The sequence below is a fragment of the Trichocoleus sp. DQ-U1 genome (genome assembly GCF_039961925.1).
Taxonomy (GTDB): domain Bacteria; phylum Cyanobacteriota; class Cyanobacteriia; order Cyanobacteriales; family FACHB-T130; genus FACHB-T130.
In genome coordinates this window covers 111,472-132,404 of sequence record NZ_JAMPKB010000003.1, presented here as the reverse complement: position 1 = coordinate 132,404, position 20,933 = coordinate 111,472, and the positions used below count along the sequence as shown (strand labels likewise).

Here is a 20,933-nt window from a genome sequence, read left to right as displayed (position 1 = left end):
TTAACTTTAGAAAGCGGCTTCCATCTTTACACTGGCTGTTTTTGTAAACTTCCTATCACTTCTAATAGTTCGCTAGGTTTGTCAATCAAAAAATCTGGGTGATGTTTGGCTAAAACTTCTTTTGAATTAAAACCCCAACTAACTGAAATTACTTTTATCCGGCTTTTTCTTGCCGCTTCGATATCTCTTGTTTCATCTCCAACATAAACCATCTCATTAATTTGCATATCTTGTTTTTTAGAAAAACTATTAATTACTTTGTGTTTTCCAAAAATCGTTGGGGCTGAATAAATAAAATCAAATAAGTCTATAAAATCATTCTGTTTCAAAAAAATCGAAACATTTTCCTTGGAATTAGATGTTATAATCCCTAATCGGTACCCCAGATTTTTCAACTCTGTAAAAGTTTCTTTAATCCCTGGAAAAGGTTTTAAATCTTGAACCTGATTATGTAATCTTGTTCTAACTTTCCTAAGTAGAAAGGGTAACTTAAAGATAGAAACCCCAGAAAATTTAATAATTTGGCTAGAACTTAAATTTTTAATCTTTTCGATATCTTCTAGACTGACTGGCTGATGCCCGAATTCTACGGCTAAACGATTAGTAATATTCACGACGGCATCAAGGCTATCAGCAATTGTGCCATCGAAATCAAAAATTATGACTTTTACGGTCATTGTTTTGGGTGTATCTCAACTTGGGCTGAATTTTGTCTTGTGTAGTGCCTACTTGCTGGCGCTATGTCATACGTCGAGTGGTGCTTTTGCTTCCAAATTTGCCCTAGCATTGCGCCGCAACATCTCTGGTTTGATCCGCCGCAGCGCTGAGGCGGGAAACCGACGATCCCACTCTTCATCGGAAATTTCCGCTAATTCGCTTAGAAGGGGAGCTACATTTTCAGAATACGGCTGAAAATCGGCAACATCCGTAGGCTGAGCAAAACGCTGATTCCAAGGGCAAACATCCTGGCAGATATCGCAACCAGCAACCCAGCCTTGCAGAGGAGATGCGATCGCTGCCACTCCGTCCTGCTTCGCTAACGGTTTCGCTTCGCTTAGCGCGTCTGGTAACTTTTCAGCCCGATTCTCAATTGTGTGGTAAGCGATGCACCGATTGGCGTCTATGACAAAGGGCTGGGTAATTGCACCCGTGGGACAAGCATCGATACAACGAGTACAAGTGCCACAGTGTTCAGTATGGGGCAAGTCAGGCGTTAAGTCGAGGTTGGTCAATACTTCCCCTAAAAATACCCAAGAACCATACTCGCGCGTAATAACATTTCCATTCTTGGCAATCCAACCAATTCCAGCTTGCTGTGCCCAAACTTTATCTTGTACGGGGCCAGTATCAGCATAGTAACGCGCAGAGATGCCTTCTCCCTGCTCTTGCAGCCAAGTGGTGAGTGCTTTCAGCTTTTTATGCAGGATCTTGTGATAATCCCTTCCCCAGCCATAGCGGGAGATTTTGGCGTATTCCTTACCTTCGGGACGCTGGTGAGGCGTGTAATAGTTGAGGGCCACACAAATCAGCGATCGCACTTCTGGCATGACTAGATGGATATCTTGCCGCTTAGGATTCGCCATCCATTCCATGTCCGCCTGATAGCCTTGTGCCAGCCATGCCTGCAACCGCTGTACTTTCACTTCTGCCCCATCTACAGCCGCGATTCCTGCCTTGTGGAATCCCAACTCAAAGGCTTTTTGCTTCACTTCGCGACTACTGATGGGTACTTTCACAAGGTTTGATGGCGATCGCATCTGACTCGAATCATTATAGTTTCTCGGATTTCGGTTTTGCACCTAGCGGTTGAAACCGCAGCAACACAGATGCAAAAGCAGGAAAGTTCTGAACAATCCCTCCAGAAGCGCAGGTGCGAACCTGCTGTTTTGTTTAATACTGATCGGTGTGGTTTGTAGGAAATGCCATGACACCAGCTGACGATCTAGTTTTAACTTCGGAATCTGAATTTACCACTGAGCTGACAATTGCCGGAATAACAGAGCCTGTCGTGCTGCGCTATTTTGAAACGATGAATGCAGGAGACTTTGAAGCAACTGCTGCTTTGTTTGCAGAGGATGGGGAAATGAATCCCCCATTTGAGTCGCCGATTGTGGGACATGATGCGATCGCATCTTACCTGCAAGCAGAAGCCAAGGGCATGACTCTCTCCCCCCGTGAAGGAATTTCCGAAACCCTAGAAGACGGCAACACGCAGATTCAGGTTGGTGGTAAGGTACAAACTCCCGTTTTTGGCGTCAATGTCTCCTGGATATTTATCCTCAATCCACAGCGTCAAATTATTTTTACCCGGATCAAACTATTAGCATCTCCCCAAGAGTTACTGAACTTACGCCGTTGATTACGCGCTTAGATAAGGATTTTTACCTCGATTCCAGGCTAAACCTGGGATCGAGTCATTTTATAAGTCAACTCTTCTTTGTGAAACTTATAAATTTCCTGTAAAACGATCGCTATTCGCTTTACTTTTTTTAACAAAAAGAGGCGATGCCACTCCATTGACCCGGCTCGCCTAGATCGATGTGCTGGTTCCTATTAAAAAACCTCAGGCTATCCAGCTCATGAGGTCAGAAAATACCCGGTTAAAAGCTCTCTTTGGTTCCTAATTTTGTCTATTTTTTGGGCACCCTGATGGCATAAAAAACCATCAATCCCACGATGCTATGCTTTTGTCGCTTCTGGCAAACTCGCTTCTAACTTCAAACAGTTACGACCGTTTACTTGTAAGCGATACTCTACTCGATCCATTAACCTATTCATAATCAGCCACCCATAACCGCTTTCCTGTTTATCATTCGGGGTAGGCGGGAGATAAGTTGATAAGTCAAATCCCTGACCGTGATCCCAAATTTCGAGAGCAATATCCCGATTTTTTAGTTCTAGGCGAATTAGCACGGGCAAATTTGGTTGCTCCTTATGAGCATGACGCACCACATTCGAGTATGCTTCCACCAAAGCCAATCGCAAGCGATTCGATTGACGAGGCCAATCCACCGAGTCGGTCAGTTCGACTTCCAAACATCCCAGTAGCCAGCTTTCAACAATTGTTAAAAACTTCAAATCACTTGGTATGTGCAGCTCCGTTTTCATGTACTTAAAGAACCTCCAGAGAGAGTATAGTTTGGTCGTCTTCCTGAACGTTATTGGTGTGTTCTCGAATCCGCGCGAGTAAGTTATTCAAATCGAAAGGTACTGGCTCAAGGCATACAAGTTTCCAAAGCCCATCTTGTGTCAGCATACTACTCGTACCTTCAAAGCTGCCAGTGGTAACTTCTGCCGTCGGCGCGATCTCCGAAGCAGTATGTCGAAGGCTACTTTCTTGGGTGACAGTCGCCTCGGTAATCCCGTCACTCGTCAGTAGCAGAATTTCACCTGAATTTAAGGTCAGTTGCCCCTGCTTAGCTTTCCAGATGGGTAAAATTCCCAAAGGGATGCCGCGAGTCTTGAGAAAATTTGGTTCCAGCGCCGAGTCTGAAGTAGGTGCCGCTCTTTGTTGCACGACTTCCCGATTAGACCAGACTAAGGGATAGATGTGACCGGCGTTGGCATATACCAGCTCTTGAGTGGCTGGGGTATAACGAGCCAGCACCATCGTGATAAAGCAGTTGGTGCTGACGAGATCGTTGGACATAATGCTGTTAAGATTCCGCATGACGACATCTGGCTCCGGAGAAATTTCCTGAGCGAGTTCCCGGCGCAGAATAGAAATTGCACTTGCCATAAATAGAGCCGCGGGGACGCCTTTCCCAGAGACATCTCCCACTGCCAGCCAAACATCGCCTTGGGGATGGACGTACACTTCAAAAAAATCACCCCCCACTTCTCTAGCGGCGACGCAGCAGGCTTGCACCTGCATCCCTTCTACTTCAGGCCAACTTTGGCGGAGGAGGTTATTTTGAATTTGACGAGCGACTTCTAGTTCGGCACGCATTTGCTGAGCTTGCTGCTGCGTGCGCTGGTAGAGTTTCGCCTGAGAAAGCGCCAAAGCGGCTTGTTCGGCGACGCCTTCTATCAGCTGAACTTCGTCGGGTGCCCAGAGGCGATCGCTATTTTCTTGATAGAGGCAGAGAACCGCTAACACCTGCTGCTGGAAGATCAGCGGCACTCCTAACTGAGTGGAACGCCTTCCCTCTTGTTCGCCTTGGGCAAGTTGGATCTTACGACTTTCCAGGGCTGCTTGGAGTAAGGAGTCTGAGTCGTGTTCGGGTAGTGGGGGTTCTGTATCCTCGCTCGGCTCATTTGGAGTTGGATAGAAAAAAATTTCGCTGGTCAAGCGATCGCTCTCTACTGGTCGCAGAACGCAATAACTCGCCTCAAAAGCTTGCCCAATGGTATTGGCAACGGTTTGCAGCATACTCTGGTAATCTAGCGACTCCCGAATTGCCGTTGTCACCGCATTCAAGAGTTCTTCTCGGCGCAAGGCGCGGCGCAGTTCGTTCGTCCTTTGTTTCAGCACGCGGTAAGTTTCCGCGGCTTGTTGAACTACTGCTTTTAAGTTCTCCGGGTTCCAGGGTTTGGTGATGTACTTGAACACCTGACCGGAGTTAATCGCATCGACTAAATCTTCGACATCCGTGTAGCCGGTTAGGAGAATCCGGATGGTGTCGGGAAAGCGCTCAACTGTTTTACTTAAAAATTCGGTTCCATTCATTTGGGGCATGCGCTGGTCAGAAATAATCACCGCCATTTCCCCTTCCGTGTCCAAAACTTGAATGGCGCTGAAGGCACTGTCGGCTTTGAAGACGCGAAAATCTCGCCGAAATGTCCGATAAAGTAAATCTAGGTTGTCATGCTCGTCATCAACCACCATCAGTTTGAGTTTGCTCCCTTCTGCCTGACTCATCGGCACACTCCGCTTCCCGCTTAATTAGATCATCGACAGCTTGAGGGGATTTTCACTCCTCATCCCTTGCCTGCATATCGCATTCCCGGAGCAAAATCCGGTTCTCGCTTTTATTTCTCGTGATGCTGCTGATTGATGATTCGATAGAATAACAGCTTTGAGGGCATTCTGAGACGCCCATTGACTAAGGTTTGTTACTCGACCAACTGACTACGGGTTAAATACCGCTGCCAGGATATAGAGGCGAGCATAGCTGCCAGGTTGTGGCAGCTACAGAGGGTTCACCGATGTCAAGCCAAGCAGAAGTCAACTCATACCGAGCGCCCGATCCTCCACAAGCAAAGGTATTTATCCGACTAAGCCAGAGCGTAGAGCACGCACCGCCGCTTGGGTGCGGTCATCGGCACACAGCTTGTTCAAAATATTCCGGACGTGGGTTTTGACAGTTCCGACAGTGATGTAGAGCTTTTCCGCGATCGCGGCATTGCTGCACCCTTCAACAATCAGCTGCAAAACTTCTAATTCCCGTTCCGTCAGCGGATAAGCTTCAATTAGCTGGCTGTATTCCGGTTCGGTGGCATTGATAATCACCGTTTTGGATATGGCTGCTTGATCCAATCCTGTCTGACTAGATCGAGTTTGCTGCAAGACAATCCGGGCGATCGCTGGGTCGATCCAGCCGTTGCCTTCGTGCGTCACTTGCAGCGCTTCGAGCAACTTATCAAAACTAATGTTTTTCATGCAGTAGGAATCTGCACCTGCTGCAAATGCCGCCAATACCGCTTCTTCGTCATCTTGTAAAGTCAACACCAGTATCTTGGTATGACCCCCATCCTCCGAAGCCACCTGCCATTCCCTAAACGTCCTCGTCAATTCAATTCCGTCCATATCGGGCAGGCCAATATCGACAATCGCCACATCTGGCTTGGTCGTTTCCAGTAATTTCAGACCTTCAGTGGCATTGGCGGCTTCACCTACAAATTCAATTTCCCCGCGCTGTTGCAGCGCTGTCCGGATGCCGACCCTAGTCAGGTCGTGGTCTTCAATTAAAGCGACGCGAATTTGACTCATCTTCTCTTCCACACTTTGCAATTCTATGGACTTTCTAAAAATAAAGATTTCCTAAAGAGTTTGCAGTCGTCAATCTACTGCCATTCTTTGCGTGTTCTAGTATTAGTAATTTATACCCTCCTCATCTGTTTGAGGTGATATTTTTACTGGCGGGGACATGGCAAACCTAACCATAAACCAAAGCTTGAGCGCGGCAGTCTTTTAAAAGGGACAGTTTGGCAATTGGTCAATTTTAGTACGAGTGTACGATCGATAACTGCAACAAACCACTAACCATCTGGATTTTACCTTTCTGCTGGAGCGCACAAGGCGGTTTCTCTGGTTGAGTCAGGTGGCTGAACTGGGAAAATGCCTTGCTCAACATCACCAGACGTGGCAGACAGCAGAATCTCAGATTTTTACTTGCCAATGGCAGCACGAGCAGCCCAGAGTTCAACTACCGCTGGTATGAGTATACCGGGTTGGCAGCATGAGAATCATCCGGGCTGGAGAATTCTTTAAAGGAATCTCTTTGCCAAACCGTCTAGAGCCGAAGCAGCGAGCATAGATAGCTCGTTCAGTTACACCCCGATCCCAGGACTGTACCTGTTACAGAACCGGATTGTGTCGGCTTTGGACTGGGCAAGTTGGGCGATCGCTTTCTCCATCAGTAGCCACTCACTCGTTATCAGCCACCATCTACACTTTCACTGGGACAGCACCCAAGTTCGTTAAGCTAAAAGCTTAAGCTAAAAGTCAAAGCTTGCAATGGCTCCTTCTGGAACTCAATACCTACACCTTCTTTGGTCCGATCTTCCCGTGCGTCGGCGAGGTGCCCTGATCATCGCCATCCCGATCATGTGTCTTTTAACGTCGGTGGTGGTATTTGCTGGGCTGCAACGCAGTACTGCAACGGCGCAAAATTATGTTGACAAAACGCAGAAGGTGCTATTACAAGCCAATCGCTTGCTCACAGCGATAGTGGATGCCGAAACAGGGGTTCGGGGTTATGCCTTAACTTACCGCCCGGAATATCTAGAACCTTATAACGCAGCGATCGCAAGCATTCCTCAATTCCTCCAAGAACTGGATAATTCCGTCAAAGATAAGCCGCAACAGCTGCAACGAGTCCAGCAGCTTCAAACGCTGGTACGGCAAAAAGTCAGCATAATGAACCAGAATGTGGCTCGGATAAAAGTCGTCAAGCAGGGAAATGCTGGCAGTTTCCGATTGGAGCCTCAAGCCAAAACCACGATGGATGCCATTCGTCGGCAAATTGCCCTGTTCTCCGCCGAGGAAGCTCGTTTGCTTGACCAGCGCAGCCGAGACTTAAAGCATCAGCAGCGAATTACCATTGGCGTACTCAGCGCCACAGCAACACTCGGTCTTCTGGGATCGCTAGCAGCGGTGTATCTGTTCGATCAGCTCGACCGGGAACTGGCAGGACAACAAACGGGTTTGCGCGAAAGTAACATTCGCATCCGTGCCATTTTAGACAATGTGGTAGATGGGATTATCACTATCAACGATCAAGGTCATATTGAGTCTTTTAATCAAGCTGCTACCTTGATGTTTGGGTACGAACCCGCCGAAGCGATTGGCAAAAACCTGAAACTCTTGGTGGCGCAGCCCTTCAGCGGTGATAGCATCCAGGCGCTCAACCACTTTGTGGGCAACAACCCAGTCAAAATGCGGCAACTGCAAGAAACGGTAGGACGCCGCAAGAATGGCACCACGTTTCCAATGGAGTTAGCGTTTAGCGAGATACATTCTTACAATCAGCGCTTGCTGATTGGGATTATGCGGGACATTACGGATCGCCAGCAAGCTGAGGAAATGCTGCGAAAACAAGCGACATTGCTGGATCTGGCAAATGACGCGATTTTAGTGCGCGATCGCGACGATCGGATTACTTATTGGAATCTGGGGGCAGAACGGCTGTACGGTTGGACAAAGAAAGAAGCCCTCGGTCAATACGCCCACGAACTCTTGAGAACCGAATTTCCCCCTAATATCGAAGAAATCGACGAAATGTTTCTTCACGACGGTTACTGGAAAGGTGAACTGCTCGACACCAAGCGCGATGGTACGCAGATTCGGGTTTCTAGCCGATGGACATTGCAGACAGACGATGAGGGCGAACCCTTAGCGACCCTGGAAATCAACAGCGACATCACCGAACGCAAACAAGCAGAAGAAGATTTGCGATCGCGTGCAGGGGAATTAGCCCGCTTAAGCGCCATCCTTGCCCAAACCAATATTGCTCTAGAGAAACGCAACCAAGAACTCGATCAGTTTGCCTATATTGTCTCCCACGACCTCAAAGCACCGCTCAGAGCGATCGCTAATCTCTCCACTTGGATTGAAGAAGACATCTCCGACCACCTGACTGAAGAAACTAGGCACAATTTAGACTTAATGCGATCGCGCGTCCATCGTATGGAAGCGCTGATCAATGGTGTCCTTCAATATTCCCGCGTTGGGCGCATAAAGGCGTCTGTGGAATGGGTGGATGTGGAAAAACTTCTCGCAGAGGTCATTGACACCCTCGCACCGCCACCGGCTTTTACCATTGTCGTAAGCCCTGAAATGCCTACCCTACGCACCGAACGCTTGCCCCTACAACAGGTGTTTGCCAATCTGATTAGCAACGCGATTAAACACAACCCCCAAGCAGAGGGACAAGTGACAATATCGGTTCAAGACCAAAGCAACTTTTATGAGTTTGCCGTGGCAGATAACGGGCCAGGAATTGCCTCCGAATATCACGAGAAAGTTTTTGCCATCTTTGAGACTTTACAAGCTCGCGATATCGTCGAAAACACGGGCATCGGTCTAACCCTGGTCAAAAAAATTGTTGAAACCCAAGGAGGAGCCATCTGGGTAGAATCTCAAGCAGGCAAAGGAGCAACCTTTCGCTTTACCTGGTCGAAATCGGTTCTGAGTACCTAAACTCATCTCAGGCACCCGTCTTAAGCTGGCGGTTGAAAGCGCGTCTAAACATCCCAGAGGCGTTCAATCTTCTCCCCTCTCCGTGAAGGTCGAGGGGCTGGGGGTGAGGTTCCTTCTTGCACTCAAGAGAGAACTGCGATAAACAAAACCATCCTTGCTTAGGCGTACAAAAGTACCAATCCAAAAACTTTTGGTCTGCATCTAATGCGAGTTTTAAATCTTCGATTGGTACTAAAACTTACTTTTTTACTTTCGTTAAAACTTAAACTTTTTTTTTAAATTCAAGCCTTTAGTAAGGATTCCTTAATCTAGATTCGATAGAGTAACGGTGCAAATTGTAGATGCCGAATCTCTATAATCGTCCCTATGGCTGATGCTACGTCAGGGTTGATTCTATTAAAAAGCAACTACAAAAACTCTGGCGCGAATTGACAAGCCAGGGCTAGGCTAACGCCTCGCTCCGAAGACACGCGATCGCAACTCCAACTCAATTGCGCGGACTTTCTGGAGCGAGTTCTATAATACTGGATGCAATCCGACTGAACACAGCGGAAAACCCTAGGCAATCGATCACCTTCCTAGTGGTTGATGCCTGAGAAAGTGGTTTTATGGCAATTTGTGTTTAGAAGGATGAAACTTTTGCCAGGGGTAGGCTTCCAGGTAATGCGTTACGGTATCGCTCTATTAGCGGTGACACTAGCACTGCTAATTAAACTGATTCTAAACATTCTAACTGGTGGAAAAGAAACTCCTTTTCTAATACTTTTTGCTGCCATATTGGTGGGCATCTGGTATGGTGGCACGAAACTCGGTCTGTGGAGCGCTGTTTTAGCGGCTTTCGCCAATGTAAAAAAGTACCCAGAGGCGGGAAGCCCAAGCGAAAATTCCGTTTTGGAAACGAAGCTGAGTAGTGCTGTTAGCAATTATCCTCAGATGTCTCTAAAAACGCCAGACCGAAGCCGCGATCGCTCCTGGGAGGAAATGCTCAGCGATCGCGGCTTCTTACAGCCAACTCCAACGGCATCGGGAGATGAACTGCAAAAACTCAACTTCCATCTAGAAAACTCACCCTTAGCACTCATCGAGTGGGACAGCAACTTTCGAGTGGCGAGGTGGTCGCGGGAAGCTGAAGCGCTCTTCGGATGGGGAAGCGCCGAAGTAACGGGTAAACATCCTCAGGAATGGCAATTTATCTACCCTGAAGATGTAGCAGCAGTCAATGATGAGATCGGACGGTTGCTCAAAGGCAGCGAAGGGCGCAGCGTGTCCCAAAACCGTAACTATACAAAAGATGGCTCGATTGTCTACTGCGAGTGGTACAACTCTGCTTTGCTAGATGAATCGGGTCGCTTGATGTCAGTGTTATCTTTGGTTCTGGATGTTACCAGTCGGCAGCAAACGCAAGCAGCGCTACATACGAGCGAGGAGCGACTGCGATTGTCCCTGGAGGCAGGACGGATGGGGATCTGGGACTGGAATATCCTCACCGGGGAGCTGACGTGGTCAGAGACTCTAGAACGCATGCACGGTTTGCTTCCCGGAACTTTTGCCGGTACGTTTGCCGCCTTCCTAGAAGTCGTGCATCCAGAGGATCGGGATTCCTTGAAAAAGGCGATCGCTCAGTCAGTCGAGCAGAAGACTGATTTTGAGCTTGAATTTCGCATCGTTTGGCCTGACAGTAGCATCCACTGGATCTCTGGAAAAGGTCAGGTTTTGTGCGACGAAACCGGCAAGGCAGTACGCACGATTGGGGTGGGTACGGACATCAGCGAAAGCCATCGGCACGCTACGCTACGCCAGCGAATTAACGAACAACAGCACTTTTTGGGTGAAGCGACGACCCTCCTGACTAGCTCCCTTGACTATCAAACTACCTTAGAAACCCTGGCTCATCTAGCAGTTCCTCAGCTAGCTGACTGGTGTTCTATCGATATGCTCGACGAAAATCAAACAATTCGCCGACTGGCAGTTGTCCATCAAGACCCATCGAAGGTCGATTGGGCTTACCAATTGCAGGAGCGCTACCCGCCCGATCCCGATGAAGCTTATGGCCTCCCCAACGTTTTACGCACGGGTCAGGCGGAGTTATACGCGGAGATTCCCGACTCCCTCCTGGTAGAGGCGGCTCGCGATCCCGAACACCTAGAAATCTTGAGACAGATAGGCTTTACATCGGCAATGGTGGTGCCCCTGGTAGCTCGCGGACGCACCTTGGGGGCAATTACCTTTACCTCAGCCGAGTCGGGGCGTCGCTACGGTCAAGCTGACCTGACCTTTGCCTGCGAACTTGCCCGTCGCGCCGCTTTAGCTGTTGACAACGCGGGTCTGTTTAAAACGCTGCAACAAGAACTCGCAGAGCGTCAGCGAACGGAGGCGGCATTGCGGGAAAGCGAAGAACGCTTCCGCACGATGGCAGATAGTGCCCCCGTCTTGTTATGGGTGGCAGATCGGGATGGGCGATGTCATTTCTTCAATCAGCGTTGGCTGAGCTTCCGAGGGCGAACCTTGGAGGAAGAACTCGACAAAGGTTGGGCAGAAGGCGTGCATCCAGAGGATTTGCCGCGCTGTTTGGATACTTATCGGGCGGCTTCTCATGTCCAAAAAAATTTCCAAATGGAGTACCGTCTGTTGCGGGCAGATGGGCAGTATCGCTGGGTTTTAGATACCGGAACGCCACGATTTTTGGCGGATGGAAGTTTTGCGGGTTATATTGGCTCGTGTATTGACATTACTGAGCGAAAATTTGCCGAAGAAGCTTTGCGCGATCGCGCGGCGGAATTAGCCCGTCTGAGTAACATCCTCACCAAAACTAACGCCGCTTTAGAAAAACGCAACGCCGAACTCGACCACTTCGCTTATATTGTTTCCCACGATCTCAAGGCACCTCTAAGAGCGATCGCTAACCTCTCCACTTGGATTGAAGAAGACCTACTCGACTTTCTAAATCCGGAAACCCAGCAGAATATGAATTTACTGCGGGGGCGCGTTCATCGGATGGAAGCTCTAATCAACGGTCTTTTGCAGTATTCTCGTGTGGGGCGGGTCAAGACCTTTGTAGATATTGTGGACGTTGACACCTTACTGGCAGAAGTTATCAACACGCTTGCACCTCCACCCACGTTCGCTATCACCATCCAGCCCGGAATGCCTACCTTCCACACCGAGCGCTTGCCCTTAGAACAAGTGTTTGCAAATCTGCTCAGCAATTGCTTCAAACACCACCCTCGGTTGGATGGAAGCGCGACTATATCAGTACAAGATAAAGAAACATTCTATGAATTTGCCGTGGCAGATGATGGGTGTGGGATCGCTCCGGAATATCATGAAAAAATTTTTGTCATGTTTCAAACTCTAGAGGCACGAGATAAGGTAGAAAACACCGGCGTGGGACTCGCCATCGTTAAGAAAATCATCGAAAACAAAGGAGGAACCATTCGCCTGGAATCTCAAGTCAATCAAGGGTCAACTTTCTACTTTACCTGGCCCAAACAACCCAGTAGTAACAATCCGCTTTTTGTCTAGATATGGATATCACTAATAAAAAAATGAATAAAAAAATAATAATCAATAGTTTTTTAAATCATGGTAGATAAGATGACAAACCTTTTGCTAGTTGATGACGACGAAGTTGATGTGATGACCGTAAAACGGGCATTCAAAAAAAATAATATTCAAAATCCCTTCTATGTTGCCAATAACGGGCTAGAAGCACTAGCTATGTTGCGGGGGACTGACGATTCAACAAAGGTTCCGCGAGAGCGGCGGCTGGTCTTACTCGACTTGAATATGCCCAAAATGGGTGGAATTGAATTTTTGCGTGAATTGCGGGCAGACCCAGAACTCAAAGCAATTCCAGTGATTGTACTAACGACTTCCAATGAAGATAAAGACAAGGTGGAAGCCTACAATCTCAATGTAGCGGGTTATATTGTCAAACCCGTAACATTTGCTAAATTCGTGGAGGTAGTGGCAACGCTCAATCAATATTGGATGCTCAGTGAAATGCCCTAATTTTGGAGAATGGGTAATGGATTGTAAGAGTGATGAGTGATGAGTGATGAATTACAAGAAAATTCTTTAATTCAAAACTTAAAATTTAAAACTCAAAGCTTTTTACGAATTCCGTCCTTGAATGGTTATGGAAGAAAAGTTAAAAATCCTGGTAGTCGATGATGATGAAGTAGACCGGATGGCGGTTCGCCGGTCGCTCAAAACGGCTGGCGTGCAAATGGAATTAGTAGAAACCAGCGACTGCCAAGGAGCGATCGCTACTTTACACAGCGACCATTTTGACTGTGTCTTCCTCGACTATCGCTTGCCTGACGGGGATGGACTCACCCTCGTTCAAAATATCCGCTCGTCTGGTTTTAAAATCCCCTTGGTCGTCTTGACGGGTCAGGGAGACGAACAAACTGCCGTCGAACTGATGAAAGCCGGAGCATCCGACTATATTTCTAAAGGCAAAGTTTCTCCAGAAAGTCTCTCTCGCAGCCTGCACAATGCGCTTCGCCTCTATCGAGCGGAAAGACAGGCATCAGAAGCAAACCAATTACTCAAAGAAAGCGAAGAACGCTATCGATTTGTTCTAGAGGGATCGAACGACGGAATTTGGGACTGGGATATCACCACCAACACCGTTTATTGGAATGACCGCTGTTTTGAAATCAGCGGCTTGTCCCGTGAAGAATTTGTCGGCAATTACCAGGCATTGTGCCAACTTTTGCATCCAGAAGATCGATACCGCATCGTCCAGAGCATCCGCGATCACCTGGAGCATCAAGTGGAATGTAATGTGGAATTTAAGCTGTTGCACGCTTCTGGGCATTATCGTTACTGCATTGCCAGAGGCAAAGCGCAGCGAGATGGGAACGGCAAGCCTTTCCGAATGTCTGGAATTATTAGCGATATTACAGAGCGTAAGCGGGCATTAGAAAACCAGCGATTTCTGGCAGAAGCGAGTGCTGTCCTTTCAGCTTCTCTAGATTACAAAACAACCCTGGAGAATCTGGCTCAATTGGCAGTACCCCACTTAGCCGACGTGTGCATAGTAGATATTCTGGCAGCGGACGGCTCAATTCATCGGATGGGGACGGCTTATGCAAACCCCTCTCCAGAGAAGTTGGTGCAAGAGGTGCTGCATCTGTTCCCCCCCGACCCGGATGGAGAACACCCCGCAAGCATTGTATTACGCACGGGCAAACCAAAATTTGCCGTTGAAATTGACGACGAAATGCTCGTAGCTGCGACCCGCAATGCCGAACATCTGCAAATCGTTCGGGAGCTGGGCTTTCAGTCTTACATGGTGGTGCCCCTGTTGGTGCGCGATCGCACGTTGGGGGCAATTTCCTTGGTGTCCACTCAAGAGAAACGCCGCTACGATGCGATGGACTTGGCTCTGGCAGAGGAACTTGCCCGTCGTGCTGCCTTATCGGTCGAAAATGGAAAATTATACCGAGAAGCGCAAGCGGCGACCGAGAACTTACGCAAGGCGATCATTATTCTGGGCGAACAACAGCAACAACTCCGGACACTCCAGCAGCTGACAAATTTACTAAACCAGCGCCTGAGTGACTTACCCGGTTTGTTACGGGTGATGGTTCAAGCGGTTTGCGATGCGATCGCGGGTGCCCAGTTTTGCTTTATCATGCTGCAAAACCCCCAGTGCAATCGCCTGGTCTTAACGGTGACGGCGGGAATCGGTACGGAAAAATTGCGCCTGGAAGATGGTTTTAGTTCGGGGGAAGGATTGCTTTCTCAGGTGTTTTTGACTGGGATTTCTCAGCTTATCGAAGGGGAACAAGCCGCTTTCCTCCACTCGACATCCGACACCGTAAAGCCCTCAGAGTTGCCAGCTTCACTTTATGTGGTGGCGATTGAGTCCGCGCAAGCGGGACGGTTGGGCGTGCTGGCAATCGGTAATTGGGAAAATTCTCATGCGTTTGACGAAGAAGACCGATATCTGCTGGCGGCGGTGGGAGAACAAGCCGCGATCGCGATTAATAATGCCCGTCTGATCAATGCTTTAGAAGAACGAGAGGAACGCTTAGCTTTACAAAACGAAATCCTGGCTCAGCAAAACAAGGAACTCGAAAATCTTTCCACGCAAATTCAACTTCAGAATCTGCAATTGATGGAAGCAGCGCGGTTGAAATCGCAGTTTCTCGCCACCATGTCCCACGAACTGCGGACGCCGATGAATGCCGTGATCGGCTTTTCTCAACTGCTGTTGCGCCAGCGGCAAAATCAGCTTAGCCCGCAACAATTGGACATGGTAGATCGCATCCTCAGCAATGGGAAACACCTGCTAACGCTGATTAATGACATCCTTGACCTCTCAAAAATTGAAGCCGGAAGATTGGAACTCAAACTGGAAGAATTTAATCTGCCAGTGCTAGTGAGAACAACCGCGGAAGAATTGCGATCGCTTGCTTCAGAAAAGCATTTGGAGCTGCAAGTTGAGGCAAATTTACAAAACCCTCAGATATTGAATGATAGCGCTCGGCTGCGGCAGATTTTGGTAAATCTTCTCTCCAATGCGATTAAATTCACTGACACCGGAAGTGTGTGCATCAAAGTACAAGAAATTTCCCCGGATCAAGTGTTACTTAGCGTTCAAGATACCGGAATTGGAATTGCTGAGGAAAACTTAAAGCATATTTTTGAAGAATTTCGGCAAGTCGATCAGTCCCTCGCCAAAAAATATCCGGGTACGGGTTTAGGGCTTGCCATCACTCACTCATTAGTGCAATTAATGCATGGAAAAATATCAGTGGAAAGTCATTTAGGTCACGGATCTACCTTCAATGTAAAATTTCCCCGCCGAGTCAGTATTTAGCTTGTTTTCATCGAATCAGTTGTGTCGAGGCAGTTCTCAATCAAGGGTGCCCTACACCCTCACAATTCAAATAGAATTGCTCTACACTCAGTAAGCGCTTTCATGCCGAGGATTGATGACGAGTGACAGATGTTAGCCTAAAGTAACCAATACAGGATCTCGAAGCGTCTGCGGCGATGATTCAGCTACTTGTTCGATTGAAAAGAGTTTTGAGAATTCGGTCTTCGCTTGATTGGGTAATTTAATTCATCCGCTGCATTGAGAAAATAAATGTCTGGTCACGATATTATCGTCCTCGGTGCCTCTGCCGGCGGGGTAGAAGCGCTGACTCAACTGGTCAAGGCTTTGCCGCCGGATTTGCCAGCTGCAATCTTTGTCGTCATACACTTCCCTGCCCACAGCACCAGCGCCATGCCAAGTATCCTGAATCGCTGCGGCTCTTTGAAAGCATCTCATCCCAAGGACGGCGAGGCGATTCAATATGGGCGGATTTATGTGGCACCCCCCAATTACCATTTATTAGTTAAACGCGGATACATCCACCTGGCTCGTGGTCCCAGAGAGAACGGTCACAGACCCGCCATCGATCCCCTATTTCGCACGGCAGCCCAGTTCTATGGACGGCGAGTGGTGGGTGTGGTGCTTTCAGGCAATCTTGACGATGGGACGGCGGGACTCGCAGCGGTGAAGCAGCGAGGCGGTGTCGCAGTGGTTCAAGATCCCAACGACGCCTTGTTTCCCGGAATGCCCCGTAGCGCTATCGAGAACGTAGAAGTCGATTATATTTTGCCTTTGTCAGCGATCGCTCCTACCCTGGTAAGCTTGGCTCAAGAGTCAGTGACAGCCGAGGAAAAAGAGCCTGTAACTGATGAGATGGAAATGGAATCCGAGAGCGCAGAATTAAATATGGCTTCCATACACAAAGATGACAGACCCGGAACGCCCTCCGGCTTCGGCTGTCCAGATTGCGGGGGTGCCCTGTGGGAACTGCACGACGGTCAGTTGCTTCGGTTCCGCTGCCGCACGGGTCACGCCTATTCCGGCGAGACTCTGCTGGCAGAGCAATCTGAGGCACTAGAGACGGCACTGTGGAATGCGTTTAGGGCACTAGAAGAACGTGCCGCTTTGTCCCGTCGGATGCATCAAGGGGCACGCGATCGCAACCAAACTCGGTCAGCCAAACGCTTTGAAGAACAGGCGCACGAAGCTCAGCACAACGCTACCATCATCCGGCAACTGCTTTTAAATGGCAATGGGGACAAAGAGAAAAATACCCAGACAGACCCGGAAAATGGGAAGCAGGTAGAAAAGGAGAATCGGAGAAAAGCAGGATCGAACCCAGAAACCGAAGAAAATTCTCACCCTTTGATTACCTTTCCCATCGTGGCAGTGGCAGCGTCTGCCGGTGGGATAAAAGCCATCACCGAATTGATTTCTGGCTTGCCAAAAGACTTTCCGGCAGCGATCGCCATCGTCCAGCACCTAGACCCCAAACACCCCAGCCTACTCGCAGAAATCCTGAATCGTCGCACGTCTCTACCCGTCAAGCAGGCAGAACCAAGAGAGCAAATGCGTCCGGGGACAATCTATATCGCGCCGCCGAATCATCACCTGCTGATCGACCCTGACGCTACTCTCTCCCTCACCCAGACGAAACTGGTGCATTTTGTCCGTCCCTCCGCTGATCTACTCTTTGAATCAATCGCGGCGAGTTTTAAAGAACGAGCGATCGCGGTTGTCCTCACCGGGACGGGTAAGGATGGTGCAACCGGCATCAGAGCGATTAAACAAATGGGCGGAATCGCGATCGCGCAAGATCGGGAATCTTCGCAGTATTTTGGGATGCCGGGAGCCGCAATTGAAACTGGAGCAGTCGATTGGATACTCCCCTTAAATGAAATTGCTGCTACTTTGGTGAATCTGGTAAATAGCTAATTGCAAATGGCAAATTGTTGTCACCAACTTTAATCATTTATAGATAGAGTTTGCTAATAAAAATAGGGCAAAAAGCTAGTGATTTACCACGAATCGCTAATCAAACTGTGAGCAATCAATGTAACTTTGTTGAAGACTGGGAATCGGAAATCCTCAGTAGTCATTAAGTCCTCAGCTTGCTGCGATTGACAACTAACCTTTCTACCACTCCCAAAGCGTGATATCTAATTACGCTAATATACTAAATTGATGTTGTGTAAAAAAATATTCGATTAAGCGAGTAGCTATTATAGTCATTTTCGATCGGGTAAGATATACAGAGAAAACCTAAGCGCTAACCCTCTTCCCAACGCGGTTGTGGGCGGTCAATTCAAAGCCTCTCTCAGATTCTTCTAGAGCAATGGAAGCGAGGTCAAAACCGTATTGCACTTATGGAAAACTGGTATAACTAACAACTACTTATGGATCGCTCAATCCTCAACCCTGAATTTGAAGCGCTGCTAGAGTATCTTAAAGGCAGCCGTGGCTTTGATTTTACTGGCTACAAACGTTCCTCTCTGATGCGTCGCGTCCTGAAAAGGATGCAGATAGTAGGACTGGAAAGCTACAACGATTATATGGATTACCTAGAAGTATATCCAGAAGAATTTATTCACCTGTTTAACACGTTGTTGATTAATGTAACTGCCTTCTTCCGCGATCGCTCAGCCTGGGATTACATTATTGAAGAAATCGTTCCCACCATTGCCGCCCGCAAACAAATCAACGAACCGATCCGCATCTGGAGTGCTGGCTGTGCCTCTGGAGAAGAAGCTTATACTATCGCGATCGCGTTCGCTGAAGCGCTGGGAGTGGAACAGTTCAAAGAACGGGTGAAAATTTATGCCACCGAGTTAGACGAGGAAGCCCTCAATCTAGCCCGCCAAGCGACCTATTCAGCGAAGGATGTCGCGGATCTGGCTCCGGAAATGGTAGAGAAGTACTTCGAGGAATGCGCTCGCGGCTATAACTTTCGCAAGGATCTGCGTCGCTCGGTGATTTTTGGGCGTCACAACTTGACGATTGATGCTCCCATCTCCCGCATTGACTTACTGGTGTGTCGCAACACTTTGATGTATTTCAATGCCGAAACTCAATCTAAAATCCTCTCCCGCTTTCACTTTGCCCTGAATGACAGTGGCTTTATCTTTTTAGGGAAGGCGGAGATGTTGCTCAGCCACAGCCACACTTTCACACCTGTGGATTTGAAGCGGCGTATCTTTACCAAAGCCCATAAAATAGGAATACGCGAACGGTTGTTGCTTATGGCTCAGTCTGGCAGCGAGGAGGCAGTGAACAATCTAGCCACTCATGTCCGCATTCGGGAAGTCGCCTTCGACAGCAGCCCAACATCCCAGATAGTGATAGATGTCAATGGCTTTTTAGTGCTGGTGAACGAACGTGCTAGGGCAATGTTTCCCTTGAGTCCGAAGGATCTGGGTCGCCCCTTGCAAGATTTAGAAATTTCTTATCGTCCCCTGGAATTACGCTCTTGTATCGATCAAGCCTATGCGGAGCGCCGACAGATTACTGTCAGGGATGTGCCGTGGCAAACTCCGAAAGGCGAAACGATTACTCTAGACGTGCTGGTGGTACCGCTCGTAGAGGTATCCAACAATCTTTTAGGCGTCAGTATTTCCTTCATTGATGTCAGCCGCTACAAACAGCTACAGGACGATTTGCAACAATCCAACCAAGAACTGGAAATGGCTTATGAGGAACTCCAGTCTACGAATGAAGAGTTGGAAACGACGAACGAGGAACTCCAATCCTCTAACGAAGAGTTAGAGACGACAAATGAGGAACTCCAATCCTCTAACGAAGAGCTAGAAACCATGAACGAAGAGCTACAATCCACGAATGAGGAATTGCAGGCTCTTAACGATGAAATGCACCGCCGCAGCGAAGAACTCAACGACGCAAACGCCTTTTTAGAATCGATTTTAGGCACTCTTCGGGGCGGCATCGTCGTAGTCGGGCGAGATATGCATATCCAGCGTTGGGATCGCAAAGCTGAGGAGTTGTGGGGACTGGGAAGCGATGAAATCCAAGGACAACACTTTCTAAATTTAGATATTGGCTTGCCAGTAGAGCAACTCAAACAGCCGATTCGCAACTGTCTAGCTGGGGAGAACGATTTACAAGAAATTATCCTCAATGCCACTAACCGACGCGGCAAGGCAATTGAGTGTAAAGTCTCTTGTAAACCTTTGTTAGGGAAGGAGGGAGAGATTCGAGAAGTGCTTTTATTCATGGAGGAGCAAGAAGGAGTTCCTGAATGAATGAGGACAAGTTTTCCCAGCAGATAATCCTTCTACAACAACACTTGGCAATCCTGCACAAATATTTATTAGCCATTGATTCATCGCCCCTACAGGCATTAATCTTGCAGCAAATCGTGTTGGCGACGGCAGCGTTTGAGGACTTTTGCTTCGTCTTGGAAGACTTGCTGGTGGCGCACGAGGAGCTATCTCAATCCAACGAGCGTTTGGCAGCGATGGAGAGCGATTGCCAAGACATGAACCAATCTCGACAGTTCCAGGTGCAATACTCTAAACAGAGGCTACAACTTCTCAATGAGCAACTGCAAGCGACTGTCGAAGCATTAGCCAAGAGCGATCGCGCCTTAGAAAATAAAAACTACGACTGGCTTGTCGTCAACGAACACCTGCAAAGCGCGATCGCCCAAATTAAGACCACTGCTGATAGCTTAGAGGCGCGTAACGAAGATTTACAAATAAAATCAGAACAATTAGATACAAGTAACGAAGAGCTACGCCTAACAACAGAAAAACTGCGGCTGTCCAGCAACCAGGTTAACCAAGCCAACGCCTTTCTCAAATCTATTTTTACCAGCCTACCGGGCGGAATTGCCGTATTAAACCAACAACTGAACATCCAAATCTGGAATCCTCAAGCTGAAGATTTGTGGGGATTGCGAAGCGATGAAGTCCAGGGACAGCCCTTTCTAAATTTAAAGATTGGCTTGCCGGTAGAGCAGCTTAGACAGCCGATTCAAAGCTGTTTAACCGGGGACTTGGAATACCACGAAGAAACGCTAGATGCTATCAACCGGCGTGGGAGGACAATTCAGTGTAAAGTCACCTGTATGCCTCTATTTATTTTAAAAAAAGATATTCAGGGAGTGATTGTATTAATGCAAGAATTGCACAGCGCTATGCCAATATTATAAAAATCTCAAAGCTACAGTCTGTCTTGGAATATCTTTTCTAAGTATGTGTAAAAACTCAACCGTACTGG

At 48.1% G+C, this 20,933-nt stretch carries 13 protein-coding genes; 8 read left to right on the top strand and 5 right to left on the bottom strand.

Annotation, left to right across the window (positions count from 1 at the left end):
• Positions 1–26 precede the first annotated feature (26 nt).
• The gene (locus tag NDI34_RS02305) at positions 27–677 is read right to left on the bottom strand and encodes an HAD-IA family hydrolase (protein WP_190413601.1); all 651 of its coding nucleotides are present in this window, start codon (positions 675–677) and stop codon (positions 27–29) included.
• A gap of 66 nt (positions 678–743) precedes the next feature.
• Positions 744–1,757, bottom strand: coding sequence for a tRNA epoxyqueuosine(34) reductase QueG (gene queG / locus NDI34_RS02300; protein ID WP_348231729.1), 1,014 nt, complete (start codon positions 1,755–1,757; stop codon positions 744–746).
• A gap of 167 nt (positions 1,758–1,924) precedes the next feature.
• Between queG and NDI34_RS02295 the strand changes: the two genes are divergently transcribed.
• The gene (locus NDI34_RS02295; protein ID WP_190440004.1) at positions 1,925–2,359 is read left to right on the top strand and encodes a ketosteroid isomerase family protein; all 435 of its coding nucleotides are present in this window, start codon (positions 1,925–1,927) and stop codon (positions 2,357–2,359) included.
• A 320-nt stretch (positions 2,360–2,679) separates the two neighbouring features.
• Here the strand turns inward: NDI34_RS02295 and NDI34_RS02290 are convergent, their stop codons facing one another.
• From NDI34_RS02290 to NDI34_RS02280, 3 genes are all read right to left on the bottom strand, one after another.
• On the bottom strand, positions 2,680–3,108 hold the full coding sequence (locus NDI34_RS02290) for an anti-sigma regulatory factor (protein ID WP_190413607.1): 429 nt from the start codon (positions 3,106–3,108) through the stop codon (positions 2,680–2,682).
• Positions 3,109–3,112: 4 nt separating this feature from the next.
• Positions 3,113–4,861, bottom strand: coding sequence for a SpoIIE family protein phosphatase (locus NDI34_RS02285; RefSeq protein ID WP_348231728.1), 1,749 nt, complete (start codon positions 4,859–4,861; stop codon positions 3,113–3,115).
• 348 nt (positions 4,862–5,209) lie between these two features.
• Positions 5,210–5,932: a response regulator transcription factor gene (locus NDI34_RS02280; protein WP_190413611.1), complete on the bottom strand. Its 723-nt coding sequence runs from the start codon at positions 5,930–5,932 to the stop codon at positions 5,210–5,212.
• Positions 5,933–6,679: 747 nt separating this feature from the next.
• Here NDI34_RS02280 and NDI34_RS02275 point away from each other — a divergent pair.
• The 7 genes from NDI34_RS02275 (at position 6,680) to NDI34_RS02245 (ending at position 20,865) form a co-directional block, all read left to right on the top strand.
• Positions 6,680–8,863 carry a PAS domain S-box protein gene (locus NDI34_RS02275; protein ID WP_348231727.1) on the top strand — a complete coding sequence of 728 codons (2,184 nt, stop codon included), beginning with the start codon at positions 6,680–6,682 and terminating at the stop codon, positions 8,861–8,863.
• Between the two features lie 630 nt (positions 8,864–9,493).
• Positions 9,494–12,385 carry a PAS domain-containing protein gene (locus NDI34_RS02270; protein ID WP_348231726.1) on the top strand — a complete coding sequence of 964 codons (2,892 nt, stop codon included), beginning with the start codon at positions 9,494–9,496 and terminating at the stop codon, positions 12,383–12,385.
• Between the two features lie 60 nt (positions 12,386–12,445).
• Positions 12,446–12,874: a response regulator gene (locus tag NDI34_RS02265; protein ID WP_190413616.1), complete on the top strand. Its 429-nt coding sequence runs from the start codon at positions 12,446–12,448 to the stop codon at positions 12,872–12,874.
• 127 nt (positions 12,875–13,001) lie between these two features.
• Positions 13,002–15,698, top strand: a complete 2,697-nt coding sequence (locus NDI34_RS02260; protein WP_190427568.1) for an ATP-binding protein — start codon at positions 13,002–13,004, stop codon at positions 15,696–15,698.
• Between the two features lie 270 nt (positions 15,699–15,968).
• A complete protein-coding gene (locus tag NDI34_RS02255) occupies positions 15,969–17,633 on the top strand; it encodes a chemotaxis protein CheB (protein ID WP_348231725.1) in 1,665 nt (554 codons plus the stop codon).
• A 461-nt stretch (positions 17,634–18,094) separates the two neighbouring features.
• Complete coding sequence (locus NDI34_RS02250; protein WP_348231724.1) at positions 18,095–19,954, top strand: CheR family methyltransferase; 1,860 nt, start codon at positions 18,095–18,097, stop codon at positions 19,952–19,954.
• Positions 19,951–20,865, top strand: a complete 915-nt coding sequence (locus tag NDI34_RS02245) for a PAS domain S-box protein (protein ID WP_348231723.1) — start codon at positions 19,951–19,953, stop codon at positions 20,863–20,865. The genes NDI34_RS02250 and NDI34_RS02245 overlap by 4 nt, the downstream gene beginning before the upstream one ends.
• Positions 20,866–20,933 lie beyond the last annotated feature (68 nt).

Bases quoted from the DNA above. Each gene is read 5' to 3' on its own strand.
- NDI34_RS02305 (WP_190413601.1), bottom strand. From the start codon at position 677: ATGACCGTAAAAGTCATAATTTTTGATTTCGATGGCACAATTGCTGAT.
- queG (WP_348231729.1), bottom strand. From the start codon at position 1,757: ATGCGATCGCCATCAAACCTTGTGAAAGTACCCATCAGTAGTCGCGAA.
- NDI34_RS02295 (WP_190440004.1), top strand. From the start codon at position 1,925: ATGACACCAGCTGACGATCTAGTTTTAACTTCGGAATCTGAATTTACC.
- NDI34_RS02290 (WP_190413607.1), bottom strand. From the start codon at position 3,108: ATGAAAACGGAGCTGCACATACCAAGTGATTTGAAGTTTTTAACAATT.
- NDI34_RS02285 (WP_348231728.1), bottom strand. From the start codon at position 4,861: ATGAGTCAGGCAGAAGGGAGCAAACTCAAACTGATGGTGGTTGATGAC.
- NDI34_RS02280 (WP_190413611.1), bottom strand. From the start codon at position 5,932: ATGAGTCAAATTCGCGTCGCTTTAATTGAAGACCACGACCTGACTAGG.
- NDI34_RS02275 (WP_348231727.1), top strand. From the start codon at position 6,680: ATGGCTCCTTCTGGAACTCAATACCTACACCTTCTTTGGTCCGATCTT.
- NDI34_RS02270 (WP_348231726.1), top strand. From the start codon at position 9,494: ATGAAACTTTTGCCAGGGGTAGGCTTCCAGGTAATGCGTTACGGTATC.
- NDI34_RS02265 (WP_190413616.1), top strand. From the start codon at position 12,446: ATGGTAGATAAGATGACAAACCTTTTGCTAGTTGATGACGACGAAGTT.
- NDI34_RS02260 (WP_190427568.1), top strand. From the start codon at position 13,002: ATGGAAGAAAAGTTAAAAATCCTGGTAGTCGATGATGATGAAGTAGAC.
- NDI34_RS02255 (WP_348231725.1), top strand. From the start codon at position 15,969: ATGTCTGGTCACGATATTATCGTCCTCGGTGCCTCTGCCGGCGGGGTA.
- NDI34_RS02250 (WP_348231724.1), top strand. From the start codon at position 18,095: ATGGATCGCTCAATCCTCAACCCTGAATTTGAAGCGCTGCTAGAGTAT.
- NDI34_RS02245 (WP_348231723.1), top strand. From the start codon at position 19,951: ATGAATGAGGACAAGTTTTCCCAGCAGATAATCCTTCTACAACAACAC.